Source organism: Sphingopyxis sp. SE2 (genome assembly GCF_032227185.1).
Taxonomy (GTDB): Bacteria; Pseudomonadota; Alphaproteobacteria; order Sphingomonadales; family Sphingomonadaceae; genus Sphingopyxis.
This window is the reverse complement of sequence record NZ_JAPMXW010000001.1, coordinates 416,017-430,278: the sequence shown is the minus strand read 5'-3', so window position 1 is coordinate 430,278 and position 14,262 is coordinate 416,017. Positions and strand designations below refer to the sequence as shown.

Here is a 14,262-nt window from a genome sequence, read left to right as displayed (position 1 = left end):
TGCCCTTGGCGCTCGCCGTGTTTTCTTCGAAAGCCCGGCGGGCGTCGCTCACGCAGTCGACGACAGCTTCATCAGGATGAGGCCGCTGACGATCAGCAGCGCGGCGACGATCCGCATCGCGTTCGCCTGTTCGCCGAGGATGAAGATGCCGACGAGGAACGCGCCGACGGCGCCGATCCCGGTCCAGATCGTATAGGCCGTGCCGAGCGGCAGCGATTTCATCGACAGCGCGAGCAGCGCGAAACTCACGATCATCGCGGCGATGGTAACGGCGGTCGCGCCCGGGCGCGTGAAGCCTTCGGACTGCTTCATCGAGAAAGCCCACACGACTTCGAAAATTCCGGCGATCGTCAAATATATCCAGGCCATGGCAGCCTCCTTATCGAGCTGCCGGGCCGTCCCGGACTTGAGAACCCGGCATAGCCGGGCGAGGACGTGGCCTCCGTCGGGAGTCTCTACCGTTGCGAACCCTAGCGCGCAATATCCTGTGCGGCACTGGACGCACGGTCCAGCACCGACCGCGCGAAGGGCGCGAAATCGCCGTGCAGCCCATGTTTGAGCGCCGCGAGCGCAAGGCCGTGCGTCGCCGCATCGGCGAGGCTCTTACCGCTCCACAGGCCGTCGAGAACGCCCGCCGCGAAGGCGTCGCCGGTCCCGACCCGGTCGATCACCGGCGTGATGAGGGTGGGGTCGCTCGCGCCACGGTCGTCCCGCGTATCGACGCGCGCGGTGATCCGGTGGGCGTCGGTGCCGAGGATTTCGCGGGCGGTCGAGGCGATATGTTCGAGCGAGGGGAATTGATCGAACAGCGCCAGCGCGGCCTCGCGCCGCCGGTCTTCGCCCTCGCCCGAAAATTCGCGGCCCAGCAGCAGCCTCGCGTCGCGATGATTGCCGAAAAGCAAGGTCGCGTGCGCGACGATCGGTTTCAGGATCGACGCCGGGTCGGGCTGCCAGCGTTCCCACAGACGCCCGCGCCAATTGCCGTCGAACGACACGCCGATCCCGGCGGCGCGGGCACGCGTGACCGCTGCGAGCGTCGCGGCGGCGCTGTCCGGCCCCAGCGCGGGCGTGACGCCCGAGACGTGCAGCCAGTCGAAGCCGTCGAGCAAGCGGTCCCAATCCCAGTCGTCGCGGCTGGCCGCCGCAAAGGCTGAGCCGGCGCGGTCGTAGACGACCTCGGCGGGGCGCATCGGGCCGCCGGGAAGATGGTAATAGAGGCCCATGCGGCCCGCGGGGCGGCGCACCGACGTCGTATCGACGCCATGACGGCGCAGTTCGCCCATGACCCCGTCGCCGATCGGACCTTCGGGGACCGCGCTGATCATCGCGGTAGCACGGCCGAGCGCTGCGAGCGCGACGGCGACATTCGCCTCGGCGCCCCCGACGTGCGCGCCGAAGCGCGCCGATTGCAGCGGCAGTTCGCCCGCCGGAACCGAGACGCGCATGACGATTTCGCCGAAACAGGCGATGCTGCGGGGCGGAGCGATCATGCGTGGAATCCGGTTTCGGCGGCGGCCGTGCAGGCGATGGTGGCGGCGGCGCCGAAACGGGCGGTTGCGGTCTGGCCGATGGCGATCGGGTGGACCCCGGTGATCGCGCCAGCGGAAATCCATTGCCCGCGCTTGAGTTCGATGACGCCGCGGCGATGGAGGTCGGCGAGGAAATCGAGCGCGCCCCACGGGCCGTCGAGCACGTCGATCGCCCGCCCGCTGCCGACCGCCACGCCGTCGATTTGCGTTTCGACCCCGAGCGTGGCGAAATCGCCGGGATCGAGCTGCGGACCGAGCAGCAGGCCGTTGTTGATGCCGATGTCGGCGATGATGCCATAGGGGGCGTGGTTATGGACGTCAGGTGCGGGCGAGCTTGCGACTTCGAACCCCGCGCGGATCTCGTCGACCCAGCGGGCGCCGTCGCCCGCGGTCACGCGTCCGTCGGGCACCGCGCGGAGGCGCAGCATCACCTCGGACTCGATCGCGCCCGCGCCGTCCCTGAAGATAAGGACCTCGCCCGGCCTGTCTCCGTCGAGTTCGGCGACGCGCAGCACGGGGCCCGCGACGCGCTCGGCACCGAGCGTTTCGACGAGCGCGGGCGGGATGCGGCCGACCTTCCAGCCGAGCACCGGCGCGCCGAGCGCCGCGGTCAGCCGCTGCTGCACATCATAGGCTTCGGCCAGCGTCGCGGGAACAGGCGTGGGAAAGGCGGGAAGCGCCTGCCCCGAAAGGCGCGCGGCAAGCAGCGCCGCAACCGGATCGGGGGTATCGGGCATCAGGCGAGTTTTGCGCTCAGCAGATAGCGCTGGCGACTTTCGGCCGACTGGCGGCGCAATTCGACCATCGCGCGTTCCTCGGTTTCGTCGAGCATCGATTCGAGCAGGCGGTTGAAATGGCGCCGCATCGCGAGCCGCGCGCCGCCCGCGTCGCGCTTGCGCAGCGCCGCGACGACGTCGGCGTGTTCGGCCTGGCGCGCGGCGCCGTCCTTGCGGCAGACGAGCGAATGGCTGCTCCGCACCTCGGGCAATTCCATGCGCATCCGCCACAGGCTCTCGATCACATGGATGATCGCCTTGTTGCTCGACGCGGCGGCGATCGTCATGTGAAACTCGCGGTCGATCGCGCTGATCTCTTCCTCGCTCTTGCTGTCGTCGGCCATCGCCACGAGCAGTTCGTCGAGCTTTTCGAGCGTCTCGCTCGAAATCGTCGGCGCCGCGAGCGCCGCCGCCTCGGCCTCGAACAGCGAGCGCGCTTCGGTCAGCTCGAAGGCGCTGACCTTGGGCAGGATCGCATTGTCGCCGGGCAGCACCGCCTCGACATAGGCGCCCGCGCCGGTGCGGATATGAATCCACCCCGTCGCCTGCAGCGCGATCTCGGCCTCGCGGATCGTCACCCGGCTGACCTCGAACCGCTCGGACAACTCGCGCTCGCCGGGCAGTCGCGTTCCCGGCGGATAGGTTCCGTCGAGAATCAGGCGCCGGATCGTATCGGCGACATCCTCGAAAAGGCGGCGTTCGGCCATATTCAATCGTCTCCCCGCATGATTGCGGGTACGGTCATACAATTTGGTATGACAAGTTTGAAGTGGGTCGTCGCGCGGCGCATCAATTTTTCGCTGCACAAGCCGATGCGACCAACAGTTTGCGGCCACACAGGAAAGCGATCGCCCGCCTCGACACTTCGGCTTGGCGTTGGGGCGTAAATTTGCCGTGACCGCCGCCGCGCACGACGAACAATTCGGACGGGACCGCCAGCGCGTCGAGGCGGCGCTTGAGTTCGATCGACTGGGCGACGGGCACCACCGGGTCGGCATCGCCATGCACGATAAAGACCGGCGGACTGTCCTTGGCAAGCCAGGCGACCGGCGACATCGCCCGCTCGGTTACCGCAGCTTCGGCTTCGTCGCCGATCCAGTTCGCGACGGTAGGATGCCGCGCGCCCGACGGCGACGCGATACGGGTCAGGTCGGCCGGTCCATAGAAATCGAGGATCGCCGCCGCCGCGGGAGCAGCGCGGCATTCGGCGCTGTCGATATCATTTGCCGCGGGTAGCAGGCCCGCCATGAGCGCCAGATGCCCCCCCGCCGAGGTTCCGGTCACAATGACACGGTCGGGATCGAAGCCCAGCCGGGCAGCGTTGGCGGCGACCCAGTGGAGCGCGCAGCGCGCATCCTGCACGGCGGCCGGCGCGCGCGCCTCGCCAGCGAGGCGATATTGCACCGTCACCAGCGATAAGCCCGCCGCCAGATAAGGACGAAACCCCGCCCAGTCGGCGGGCCGCGCGCCGCGCGCCCAGCCGCCGCCATGGAAGTGAACCAACACCGGGCCCGGCGCAGCGACGCTGTCCGCATGGCGATAGACGTCGAGGTGCAGCGCCGTTCCTTCCACCGTCCGGTATACGACGTCCCGGTCGATTTGCGCGAGTTCGACCGCATCGGTCGCAGCGGCGGGCGCTGCAGCCGCGACCGATAACAAGGCGAACAGAGTGCGCACCTTGCCGCCTAGATCCGGGCCCGCAGGCCGATGAAATATTTGGATCCGTAATAATGATATTGGCGGCTGCTGCCGTAGACGGGCATATAGGTCGCCTTGGGCTCGTTGAAGAGGTTCAGCGCCTCGAACCGCAGCGACACACCGGGCATCAGCGCGAGCGATGCGCGGAAATCGAGGGTTTCGCTGGGCCCGACATAGCGCAATTGGCTATTGCCGCCGACGAAGTCCTGGAAATATTTGCTGCGGTAATTGTAGATCGCCTGCAGCGACACCGGCCCGATGTCGTAATAGGCCTGCGCCGATAACACATGCTTCGAATAGCCCGAAAGGCCAGCGGGCGCGATGAGGCCCGGCGTCACCGTTTCGGTTTCCGGATTATATTCGTCGCCGAGCCGGATATCCTGCGTTTCGAAGTTCGAATCGGCGTAATTGTAGCTGACCTTGGCGCCGAGACCGTCGAGCGGCTTGGGCAGGAAGCTGAAGCGCGTCGCGGCGGTGAGTTCGAGGCCGTAGATGCGCGACTTGTCGGGGCTGTTGCGCGTCTGGGTCACCGGAACGGTGACCGTTTCGCCGTTGATCGTGAAATCCTCGTTATAGACCACCGGCTGGAAGCCGCCGTTGAACTGCTTGTAGTAGACGGTTGCCGACAGGAGGCTGTCCTTGTTCGGATACCATTCGATCGCGGCGTCGGCGTTCCACGACATCAGCGGCTTGAGGCGTGGGCTACCGTTGGCGCGGACATTGTCGATGGCTTCCTCGATCGAGGTGAAGCCGCCATCGTCGCCGTCGCCGAGTGTGAAGGTGCGGCCGGCGCCGAGCGCGCTGGGATTGGGGCGCGACATGGCGCGATAGCCCGCGACGCGCACCAACGTGTCGGGCGCGACCTCGAAGATCGCATTGACGCTCGGCAGGATGCGTGTGCTGCTGCTCTCGATCCGCACCGTCTGGAAATCACTGGTTTCTTCGAGCGTGAACCGGCCGGGGTCGGTGTCATCGGGGACGAGGACGAGGTCGCTGCGCAGCCCGTTCGAGGTGACGTCGGTCTTGACGACGCGGACGCCGAAATTGCCGCGGACGGGCATATTGCCCAGATCGGCGTCATATTCGGCCATCACATAGCCCGCGAGCGTGCGTTCGGTGACGTCGCGATTGGCGGCCGCGCGGAGCTCGTCGGGCAAGCCCGGATCCACAGTGCCCAGATATCCGCCGAATATGCAGTCGACGTCAAAGGTCGCCCAGCTGTGGATGTTGTTGCCCTCGGCCGCCGACAGATAACCGGTCTGCGGGAAGGCCTGGCGGCACTGGTTGTTGATCGCCCGCTCTTCGTCGATATCCGATGTCAGCTCGAAAGCCTCGTTGCGCAGGTCGTAGTCGCGAAAGGTGAGTTCGGACCAGCGCGCGCCCGCCGAAATCCGGCTGAGAAAGCCGTCGAGCTCATATGCGGCGTCGAAGCGCCCCGCGATGATCTCGTTGTGGCGCTTGCTCTCGTCGCGGCGCAGGCGGGCGTCGTCCCAGAAGAGATCATGGTTATTGAGGTCGAAGCGCGGGTCGATCGTGATTGTGGGCACGAAGCTGCCCGGCGCGAGTTCGTAGATATAGGGGACGCGCTGGTCGCCCACCGGCGTGCGATCGCCGTTGAGGTCGTTCCGGTCGGTGCGCAGGCGGAAATTGCGTTCGATCTCCTTGCGGATCGTGCGCGAATAGCTGCCGTCGAAGGTCAGCGTCAGCCGGTCGTTCGGCATCCATTCGACCGACAGGCCTCCGCCGAGATATTCTTCCGAACGCGACAGTTCGGAGCCGTTCGATTCGAGCGAACTCGACCCTTCGAGATAACGAACGATGCCGTTTTCGTCATATTCGACGTTGGCCAGGCCGCGCCGCGCCTCCGAAATCGTAAGGTCGCGGCGGCTTTCGACAAAAGTGCGGTCCGAATATTGGACGTCGAGATTGACGTTGAGCCGGTCCGAGGGGCGCCACTGGATCGCGCCGAACGCGGCATCGCGCTTGTCGGTCTCGCTGATCTGGCGGAAGATGTAGGAGTTGGGGACGAGATAATAGGGATCCTGGCCGTAATCCTCGCGCGCGAGTTCGCTGCAATTGCCGCTGGAGGCATTGTCGGCGCGGCACGCGACCCAGGTGCTGCTGGCGGCATAGGTTTCCTCGGGGTTGTTGGTGTCGTTGCGCTGGACGCCGATCGCGATGCCGATCGTGTCGTTCGCGAACTGATCGACATAGCTCAGCGTCCCGCGCCAGCCGATGCCGCCCGACCCGACGATGCGGTCTCCATAGGGGTTGTACTGCGCCTTGACCTCGGCCTGGATGCGGCGCTTGCCGAAGTCGAGCGGGCGCAGCGTCCCGATCTCGATCGTGCCGGCGACGCCGCCCTCGACGAGGTCCGCCTGCTGCGTCTTGTAGATTTTGATATTGTTGACGAGTTCGGACGGGAACTGGTTGAAGTTCACCGAGCGGTCGCCGCTGCCGTTGGTCGCGTCGCGGCCGTTGAAGGTCGCGTTCGAGAGGAAGGGGCCGAGGCCGCGCAACGCGATTTCGGAGGCGTCGCCCTTTTCGCGGTGCGTCGTCGCGCCGGTGATCGTCTGGATCGCCTGGCCGACCGACAGCGCGGGAAGGTCGCCGATGTCATCGGCCGAGAGCGCGTCGACGATCGCCGTCTCCTCGCGCTTGGTGTTGATCGAATTCTGGATCGTCTCGCGAATCCCGGTGACGACGATCGCGTCCTCTTCGTCCTGCGCGGCGGGGGCGGTGTCCTGCGCCATCGCGGGCATCGCGGCGGCGAGCAATGTCGAGCCCGCACCCGCCAGCAAGACGGCGCGGAGCGAACGCGCACGGAATTGATTACGAGAATTCACTTCGTCTCTCCCAAGAAATCGATTCTGTTCTGACCAATGCTGTCGAACATTGCAGCATGATTGTCAACCATTGTGTATGGACAATTGGTTAGTCCATTTTGCCATACACTATTCGTCAGCGGACGAGCTGGCTCCGAAGGTCCGGCACGGCACGGGCAAGCGCCTGCGTCACCAGCTTGGCGGTGACTTCGGCGCCGACATTGCCGAGGTGCGTATAGTCGAACTTGCGCGTCACCTGCCCGCGCGCACCGTCGCCGGCGATCGGCGGGGGCGGAGGCGGCGCCGGGCGCGCGGTCAGCGTCGTTCCGGCTTGCGCGGCGGCGAGTTCTTCGGCCGTCGGCGGTTCCTGCGCGAGCTTGGTCGCCGTCTCGGCGCCCATCTCCTGCGCCTGTGCCGCGCTGAGCGCATTGAGGTCGACGAGCGGCACGTCCATCGCCTTGGCGACGCCGCGAATCTGGTCCGACCAGCTCGCGAGCGTGTTCTTCAGCTTGCCGTCCTTGAACTCGCGGCGCGTCAGCGGGGTGACGAGCACCGGGGTGGCGCCCGCCGCCCGCACCTCTTCGACGAAGCGGCGAAGGTTGGCGGGAAATTCGGTCGTCTCGTCGGTCCAGCGCTCGGACTTCGACGACTGGTCGTTGTGCGCGAACTGGATCAGCACCCAGGTGCCGCGATAGCCCGGCACCTTCGCCTCGGCGAGCGCGATGTCCCAGCTGCCTTCCTGTCGGTAGCTGCGCGTCGAACGCCCGCCACGCCCGGTGTTGAGGCACGCGACCGACGATTTGACATGGTGCGCGCAAAACGCCCCGCCCCAGCCGCTGTGCGGCGCCATCGTGGAGTCGCCGACGAGGATGATCTTGTATGGCTCGAGCGGCGGCGCGTCGGTGCGCTCACGGGTTTGAGCCTGCGCGCCGCTCGCGATCAGGAGGCAGGCCGCGGTTGCGAGAAGCCGGCGCATCACGAGAAGGCCAGCCCGCCGTTGATGTCGAGGCAGACGCCCGCGAGGAAGCTCGCCGCAGGCGACGCGAGATAGACGATCGTGTCGGCGACCTCGTCGGGATGACCTTCGCGGCGGAGCGGGGTGTTGTTCGCGGTCGCGGCGCGCCCCTCGGGCTTCGAGAAGATGTCGTGGAAGCTGGTGCCGATCAGGCCGGGGCAGACGGCGTTGACGCGGATGCCCTGCGGGCCGAGTTCCTTCGCCATCGAACGCGTGTAGGTCATCAGCGCGCCTTTCGCGGTCGCATAGACCGACGCGCCGGGGCCGCCACCGTCGCGGCCGGCAAGCGACGAGACGTTTACCACCGCCGAGCCTTCGCCAAGGAAGGGCTGCGACGCCTGGAGGACGAGGAAGGCCGATTTGAGGTTGAGCGTCATGACATGATCGAAGAAATCCTCGTCCATCTCGCTCAGCGTCTTGCGCGCGACCATGCCGCCCGCGAGGTTGACGAGGATATCGAGCCGGCCGCTGAAGCGGGCGCCGACCTCGTCGAGCATCGCCCGGACGGCGTTGCTGTCGGTGACATCGGCCTGAATCAGAAAGGCGTCACCCCCCGCGTCCTTGATCGTCCGGAGCGTTTCCTCGGCGGCTTCGCGGCCGCTGTTATAGTTGATCGCGACGCGCACCCCGGCGCGCGCGAGCGCGATCGAGACCGAGCGGCCGATGTCGCGGCCGCCGCCGGTGACGAGCGCGGTTTTGCCCTGGAGAGTCATGTGGTGCATTTCCTTATTCTTGATTGTGGGTGGGTTGGGTGGCGACCGGTTCGACGCGACCGCCGACCAGCCAGAAACACAGGAATGAGATCGGGACGATCGCCGCGGAGAGCGCGAAGATCGGCGCGTAGCTCGTCTTGGTGAGTACCGGCACGAGCCAGGTCGTGATCAGCGTGCCCGCGACCGCCGCGGTGCCGCTGATCCCCGCGAGGCTGCCGACCGCGCCGCCGCCGAAATAGTCGCTCGGCAGCGTCTGGATGTTGCCGATCGCCATCTGGAAGCCGAAGAGGATGCACGCGATCAGCAGCACCGCGGTGAGCGGATCGCTCGCGCCGATGGTGAAGAGCAGCGCGGGCAGCATGATCGCGCAGCCGATCGCGATGCTGAGCGTGCGCGCCTTGTGCACGCCGCCGCCGCCGGTGATGATCCTTCCTGCGAACCAGCCGCCGAACAGGCTGCCGAGCATCGCGCCGACGAAGGGCACCCAGGCGAAGAGGCCGATCTGCTTGACGTCGAAGCCGAAGGTTTCGGCGAGATAGATCGGTAGCCACGACACGAAGAGCCACCAGACGGGGTCGAGGAAGAAGCGCGACAGGATGACGCCCCAGCTCTGGCGATAGCGGAGCAGTTCGCCGAGCGGCACGCGGCGGCCGTCGTCACGGCCCGCCTCGGTGCGGCCGGTCAGGATATATTGCCGCTCTTCTTCGCTGAGTCCCGGATGCTTGTCGGGATCGGCCTTGTAGAACCAGAGCCAGGGCACGAGCCAGATGAAGCCGAGCACGCCGATGAGGAGGAAGGTTCCGTGCCAGCCGAACTGGACGAAGAGCAAGGCGATCAGCGGCGCCGAGATGATGCCGCCGAGCGAGGCGCCGGCATTGAAGATGCCCTGCGCCAGCGCGCGTTCGCGCGACGGGAACCACAGCGCGTTCGCTTTTGCGGCGCCGGGCCAGTTACCCGCCTCGCTGACTCCCAATGTGGCGCGCAGGACCATGAGCAGCGGCATCGAGCGCACGAGGGCGTGGGCGGCGATCGACAGCGACCAGATGACGATCGAAAGGGTGAAACCCATCCGCGTGCCGATCGCGTCGAAGATGCGCCCGAACAACGACTGGCCGAAGGCGTAGAAGATCATGAAGATCGTCACCAGCAGCGCGTAATCTTCCTTGGTGGCGCCGATGTCCTTCGACACCTCGGGCCACATCACGGCGAGCGCGTTGCGGTCGATGTAATTGATGACGGTTGCGAGCGCGATCAGCGCGATGACGCACCAGCGGAAGCGGCCCTTGATATTGCTCATTTCTTCGCTCCGGTCTTGGCGAGGTCGAGGCGGCCGACGGGGCCGGTCCAAGCGAGGGTTTGTTCGCCTATGACGAGGCTGTGCTTCGCATGGGCGGCAACGTCGTCGGCGACCGCGATAGCGATGCGGCGGCCGTCGACGAGAGTTACGAGGACGAGATCGACGCCCTTTTCCTTGCGATGCTCAAGCGCCGCGACACGCGCGCTGCTCGCGACGACCGTCTCGGCCGCGGCGTCGTAGGCGCCGTGCGGTTCGAGCAGGCTGACGAAGGTCGCGTTCGCGGCGCCGTCGACGCGCTGAATCAGCGCGGGTTCGCGGCGCAGGTTGAACTCGGGATCGTTCGCGCCGCTTTCGGCGAGGATGAAGCTTGCGCCCGCGGGCGGCAGCATATGATAGCTATAGAAGCGGCTGCCCTGCATCCATGTCAGCCGCGCCTTGCCCGCCTTGGTTCCCGTCCCGTCGACCCACAGATGCTGATAGCCGTTCGCCTTCCCCAGCACCGGCCGCTCGGCGAGATTGCGGTCGAACGCGATGTCGCTGTCGATGATATGCCCCGAAAAATGCAGCGGCAGGTCATAGACATGCCTGCCGCTGCCAGTTCCGTGGAGGATATCGAGCGTCAGAGGATTGGCGAGGCCGTCGATCTCGATCAGCAGCAGCGCGCGGCGGATCGCGACATCCTTGTATGCGCTGTCGATTTCGCCGATCGTGTAGCGGGTGGGGCCTTCGAGCGATGCGGCGAGCTGGCGCGTTCCGGATTTTTCTCCAGCTTTCCAGTCGCCTGCGAAGTGGCTTTGCTCATCGACGACAAGCGTGTTGTGCGCGATCGTCGCGCTCGCCCAGCTGTCGTTTTCGGGGAGGTAGCGCCCGCCGCGCTTCGCCTCGACATTGAGGAAGCGCGCGGCGCCATAGTCGGTCACGACCGCGCCGGTCTCGTCATAATAGAGCCAGCCGAGCCGGTCGAAATGGCCGTGCCCCATGCCTTGCACCGTATTCTTGGCAACGAGCAGCGGGCCGGCGGGATCACTCTTGGTCCGCAGCAGCACGAGCGCGCCGCCCTTGCCGTCGGGGCCGTCGGACAGCAGCCGCGAGGCGAAGGGCCAGGGCTTCGCCTTGCCCGCCGCAAGATCGCCGGCCACCGCCTGCCCCGCCGGGGTCAGCACGGTGCGGCCCTGCCAGTCGGCGATCGACAGGAAGGCCGGATCCTTGGTGGCGCCATAGGCGATGGCAACGGCGTGGTAGAGTTCCTCGGTGCGCAGGCTCTTGTCGGGCATCGCGTCGTTGATCGGGAGGAAAAAGCCATCGTGCGTCAGGTCGATCGCGGTGCGGATCGCTTTCAGGACGATGCCGCCCCGATATTCGAAAATCTCGCGGTCGGGATCATTCGCGGCGATCGCCGCCGCGAAGACGACAAAGGGTTGCAACGCATAGCGTTGATAATAGGGCCCTTCGGCATAATAGCCGTCAGGCGAAAAGAGCAGATCGAGCTGGCGGAGGAATCCTGCCTTGCCGCTCTTGTCGAGCCCGAGCAGCGCCTTGTCGACGAGGTCGCGGTCGCCGAGCAGATAGCCCGACAGGCCGACGCCGGCCGCGGCCCAGGTCGCGTGATTGTGGATGCGGTTGATCACCTCGGGCGACTCGTCCGACAGGAAGCGCGCCATCGGGCGGATCACATTGTCGTCGATCCGCTTGCGCTCGTCGGCGGAGAGCGCCTCGCGGATCTGAGCATAGCCCTGCACCGCGTTCACGAGGAAGACGCTGTCGTTGAGGCTCTGCCAGAAGAGGCGTCCCGGCACCTGGTTCGACGCCGCGGGATGCGGCCCGAGCCCCGGATAGAGGTCGGCATAAGCGAGTAAAAGATCGCGAACATGGTCGCGGTAGCGCGCCTCGCCGGTCAGACGGAAGAGCTGGCCGCCCTCGAAAATGATGCGGTAATTGCGCTTGTGCTGCTCGTGGGTGAAGCCGCCGCCGGGATCCTTGGGCACCGGAACGTTGATGCCCGCCTTGATCGACGCATCGACGTCGCGCCGCGCGCGTTCGACCTCGGCCGCAAAGAGCGGTGCGAAAGCCTGTGCCGAAGCGGCGGGCGGGGTCTGCGCGGCGGCGGGGACCGCCGGCAGCGTCGCGGCGGCGAGCAGGAGCGCGAGGGTGCGGGTCATCGGCGCGCCTCCACGACATTACCGATCAGCTGCCCGCGCGGCGGGCCTTTCCATGCCAGTTCCTCGATGCGCGGCGCGGGGGTCGCGGCGAAGGCGTTCGACGCGATGCGCGTTTCGGGCGCGCCGACCGAATGGATGACGACGATGCCGTCCGACTTGGCGAAGCTGTTCTGCCCGATGTCGGTGTGTTGCGCGCCCGAGACGCGCAGCGACGCGCCGCCCGCACCGCTATTGGCGACGCTCGAACCCGTCATCGAAAACCAGGGGCCGAAGGTGCTTTCGTCGGTGCCCTTGCGCAAGAGGTCGGCGACCATCGCGACGCTCGCGAAGCGGCTGCCGCTGATCGTCAGGCGTTCCATCGGATACCAGCCCTTTGGTTCCTGCTCGCCGGTGCCCGAGACGACGACGCCCATTGCGGAAAAATCGCTGTTCGTGATCGTCACATCGTCGGCGAAGGTGCCGGGCGCCATGACGATGCCGTCGAGGCGGCCCTTGCCCGGGCCGCGCACCGACACGCGGTCGAGCGCAATGCTGTAATTGGGGGCGATGCCAGCGCCGACCGCGATCAGCGCGCCGTCGCCGGGCGATGCACTAGCGTCCACCGCCAGATTTTCGAGCCGCAACCCGCCGCCGCTCGCGATCCGCGCGAGGCTCGACGCGACGCGCAGCACGGGCTTCGCGTCCTTGGCACCTGCGATGGTCAGCCGGCTCTGCACCGTCAGCGGCGCGGCGATGTCGTAGGTGCCCGTCGCGAGCGCCAGCGTGTCGCCGGCCTTCGCATCGGCGACCGCCTCTGCGAGCGAGGCGCCCGCCGCGATCGGCCGTGTGGCGCCGGCGCCGAACGCCGCCTCCGGAGCATCGCCGCGATACCAGCTCGCGCCAACCTCTTCGCGGGTGACGGGTTCGAGGTCGCGGGGCGCGCCGACGGCGGCGAGCGCGGGCTCGATCGGATAGAGCAAGCCATTGGCGGCGCGTTCGAGCGTCATGTCGCGCTGCTCGACCCCGGCGCTCGGCAAGGGCTTCGCGACCTTCGTCTGAACATTGCCCGCGAAGGCGATGCCGCCGATTTCGCCTTCGGCGCGGAACGGGTCCGCACCCTTGGCGCCGACGATCAGATTGCGCTCGAATTTGCTGTCCACGGGCGGCGCCGAACGTTCGGCGTCGGCGCCCGCCGCCAGGGTGATGCGCGCGACGTCGATGAGGCTGTTGCGCTCGATCCGCGCGTTCGCGACCCGATGATAGCGGTTGATCACCGAATTGGGCACGCCGTTCATCACGGTGATCGCGCTTTTGAACGAGCTGCCCGCGAGCCCTTCGAAATAATTGTCGCGCACGATCTGATCGCGGTTGATCACGCGCACGCCGCCGGTGTCGGGCACGCCCTTGCCGAAGAAGATGTTGCGCTCGACGAGATTGCCGTTGCCGTGGCGGAGCACGAAGGCACCCTGCGCTTCGAGCACCAGATTTTCGCGGATGATATTGCCGCCCGACTTGACAGAGACGATCTCGACCTCGCCACTCGTCCGGTCGAAGATGTTGCGTTCGACGATCGTATGGCTGTCGGACAGCGATTCCTCGCTGGTGCCGATGCGGATCGTCTCTCCGCCGTTCGATCCCAGCGGCGGACGCGGGCCGAAATAATTGTGATCGATGCGGTGGCCGTTATCGAGCGGGTCGCCCGCGCGGCGGATCACCGCGAGCGTCACGCCGGCGTTGGTCTTGCCCTCGAAATGCGAATGATCGACGCGGTTGCCGGTGCCGTAAAGCGCGACCCAAATATCCTCGGCGCGGCGGTCGGCCTTGCTGAAGCCGTCGATGACGGTCTCGGTAATGCGGCTGTCGGTGGCGAGCGTTTTGGAATCGCGGCGGAAGCTGATGACTTCGCGGGTCGGGCTCGCGCCATTTTTGAAGACGAGACCCGAAACGAGAAGATGCTTTCCGCCGATGCGCAGGTTCGACTGGCCGGTGATCAGCACCTTGCCCTTGGTCTCAGCGGTCAGCGCGATCGGCTTGGCGGCGGTGCCGGTGCCGGTGAAGACGATCTGGAAATCGCGCCACTCGCCTTCGGCGAGGACAATCGTGTCGCCCGGCTGCGCCTTTTTGACCGCCGCCTTATATTGCGCCTGATCGGCCACGAGCAGGTCGCGCGCCCACGCGGGATGCGCCGTCGATGCCAACATCACTATCGTTAGAATCGCCCTTATCTGCACCGCGCCTCACCCTTTTTATGATTCTTGGCCATTGGCCTAT

The 14,262-nt window shown here is 66.6% G+C and carries 11 protein-coding genes; all 11 read right to left on the bottom strand.

Features of this window, described 5'->3' with window-relative positions:
• Positions 1-48: 48 nt before the first annotated feature.
• Positions 49-369 (bottom strand): DMT family transporter, encoded by a 321-nt coding sequence (locus tag OVY29_RS01905; RefSeq protein ID WP_136173843.1) that lies wholly within the window; start codon positions 367-369, stop codon positions 49-51.
• A gap of 101 nt (positions 370-470) precedes the next feature.
• Positions 471-1,490, bottom strand: coding sequence for a sugar kinase (locus tag OVY29_RS01900; RefSeq protein ID WP_313910715.1), 1,020 nt, complete (start codon positions 1,488-1,490; stop codon positions 471-473).
• Complete coding sequence (locus OVY29_RS01895) at positions 1,487-2,266, bottom strand: 2-keto-4-pentenoate hydratase (protein WP_313910714.1); 780 nt, start codon at positions 2,264-2,266, stop codon at positions 1,487-1,489. Before OVY29_RS01895 ends, OVY29_RS01900 begins: the two co-directional genes overlap by 4 nt.
• The gene (locus OVY29_RS01890; protein ID WP_313910713.1) at positions 2,266-3,012 is read right to left on the bottom strand and encodes a FadR/GntR family transcriptional regulator; all 747 of its coding nucleotides are present in this window, start codon (positions 3,010-3,012) and stop codon (positions 2,266-2,268) included. Before OVY29_RS01890 ends, OVY29_RS01895 begins: the two co-directional genes overlap by 1 nt.
• A gap of 82 nt (positions 3,013-3,094) precedes the next feature.
• Positions 3,095-3,982, bottom strand: a complete 888-nt coding sequence (locus OVY29_RS01885; protein WP_313910712.1) for an alpha/beta hydrolase — start codon at positions 3,980-3,982, stop codon at positions 3,095-3,097.
• A gap of 8 nt (positions 3,983-3,990) precedes the next feature.
• Positions 3,991-6,849, bottom strand: coding sequence for a TonB-dependent receptor (locus OVY29_RS01880; RefSeq protein WP_313910711.1), 2,859 nt, complete (start codon positions 6,847-6,849; stop codon positions 3,991-3,993).
• Positions 6,850-6,964: 115 nt separating this feature from the next.
• Positions 6,965-7,804, bottom strand: a complete 840-nt coding sequence (locus OVY29_RS01875; protein WP_313910710.1) for a rhamnogalacturonan acetylesterase — start codon at positions 7,802-7,804, stop codon at positions 6,965-6,967.
• Positions 7,804-8,556, bottom strand: coding sequence for an SDR family NAD(P)-dependent oxidoreductase (locus OVY29_RS01870; RefSeq protein WP_037554608.1), 753 nt, complete (start codon positions 8,554-8,556; stop codon positions 7,804-7,806). The genes OVY29_RS01875 and OVY29_RS01870 overlap by 1 nt, the downstream gene beginning before the upstream one ends.
• 13 nt (positions 8,557-8,569) lie before the next feature.
• Positions 8,570-9,853, bottom strand: a complete 1,284-nt coding sequence (locus OVY29_RS01865) for an MFS transporter (protein WP_313910709.1) — start codon at positions 9,851-9,853, stop codon at positions 8,570-8,572.
• Positions 9,850-12,012: a heparinase II/III family protein gene (locus OVY29_RS01860; protein WP_313910708.1), complete on the bottom strand. Its 2,163-nt coding sequence runs from the start codon at positions 12,010-12,012 to the stop codon at positions 9,850-9,852. The genes OVY29_RS01865 and OVY29_RS01860 overlap by 4 nt, the downstream gene beginning before the upstream one ends.
• Positions 12,009-14,192: a chondroitinase-B domain-containing protein gene (locus tag OVY29_RS01855; RefSeq protein ID WP_313910707.1), complete on the bottom strand. Its 2,184-nt coding sequence runs from the start codon at positions 14,190-14,192 to the stop codon at positions 12,009-12,011. The genes OVY29_RS01860 and OVY29_RS01855 overlap by 4 nt, the downstream gene beginning before the upstream one ends.
• Positions 14,193-14,262: the final 70 nt, after the last annotated feature.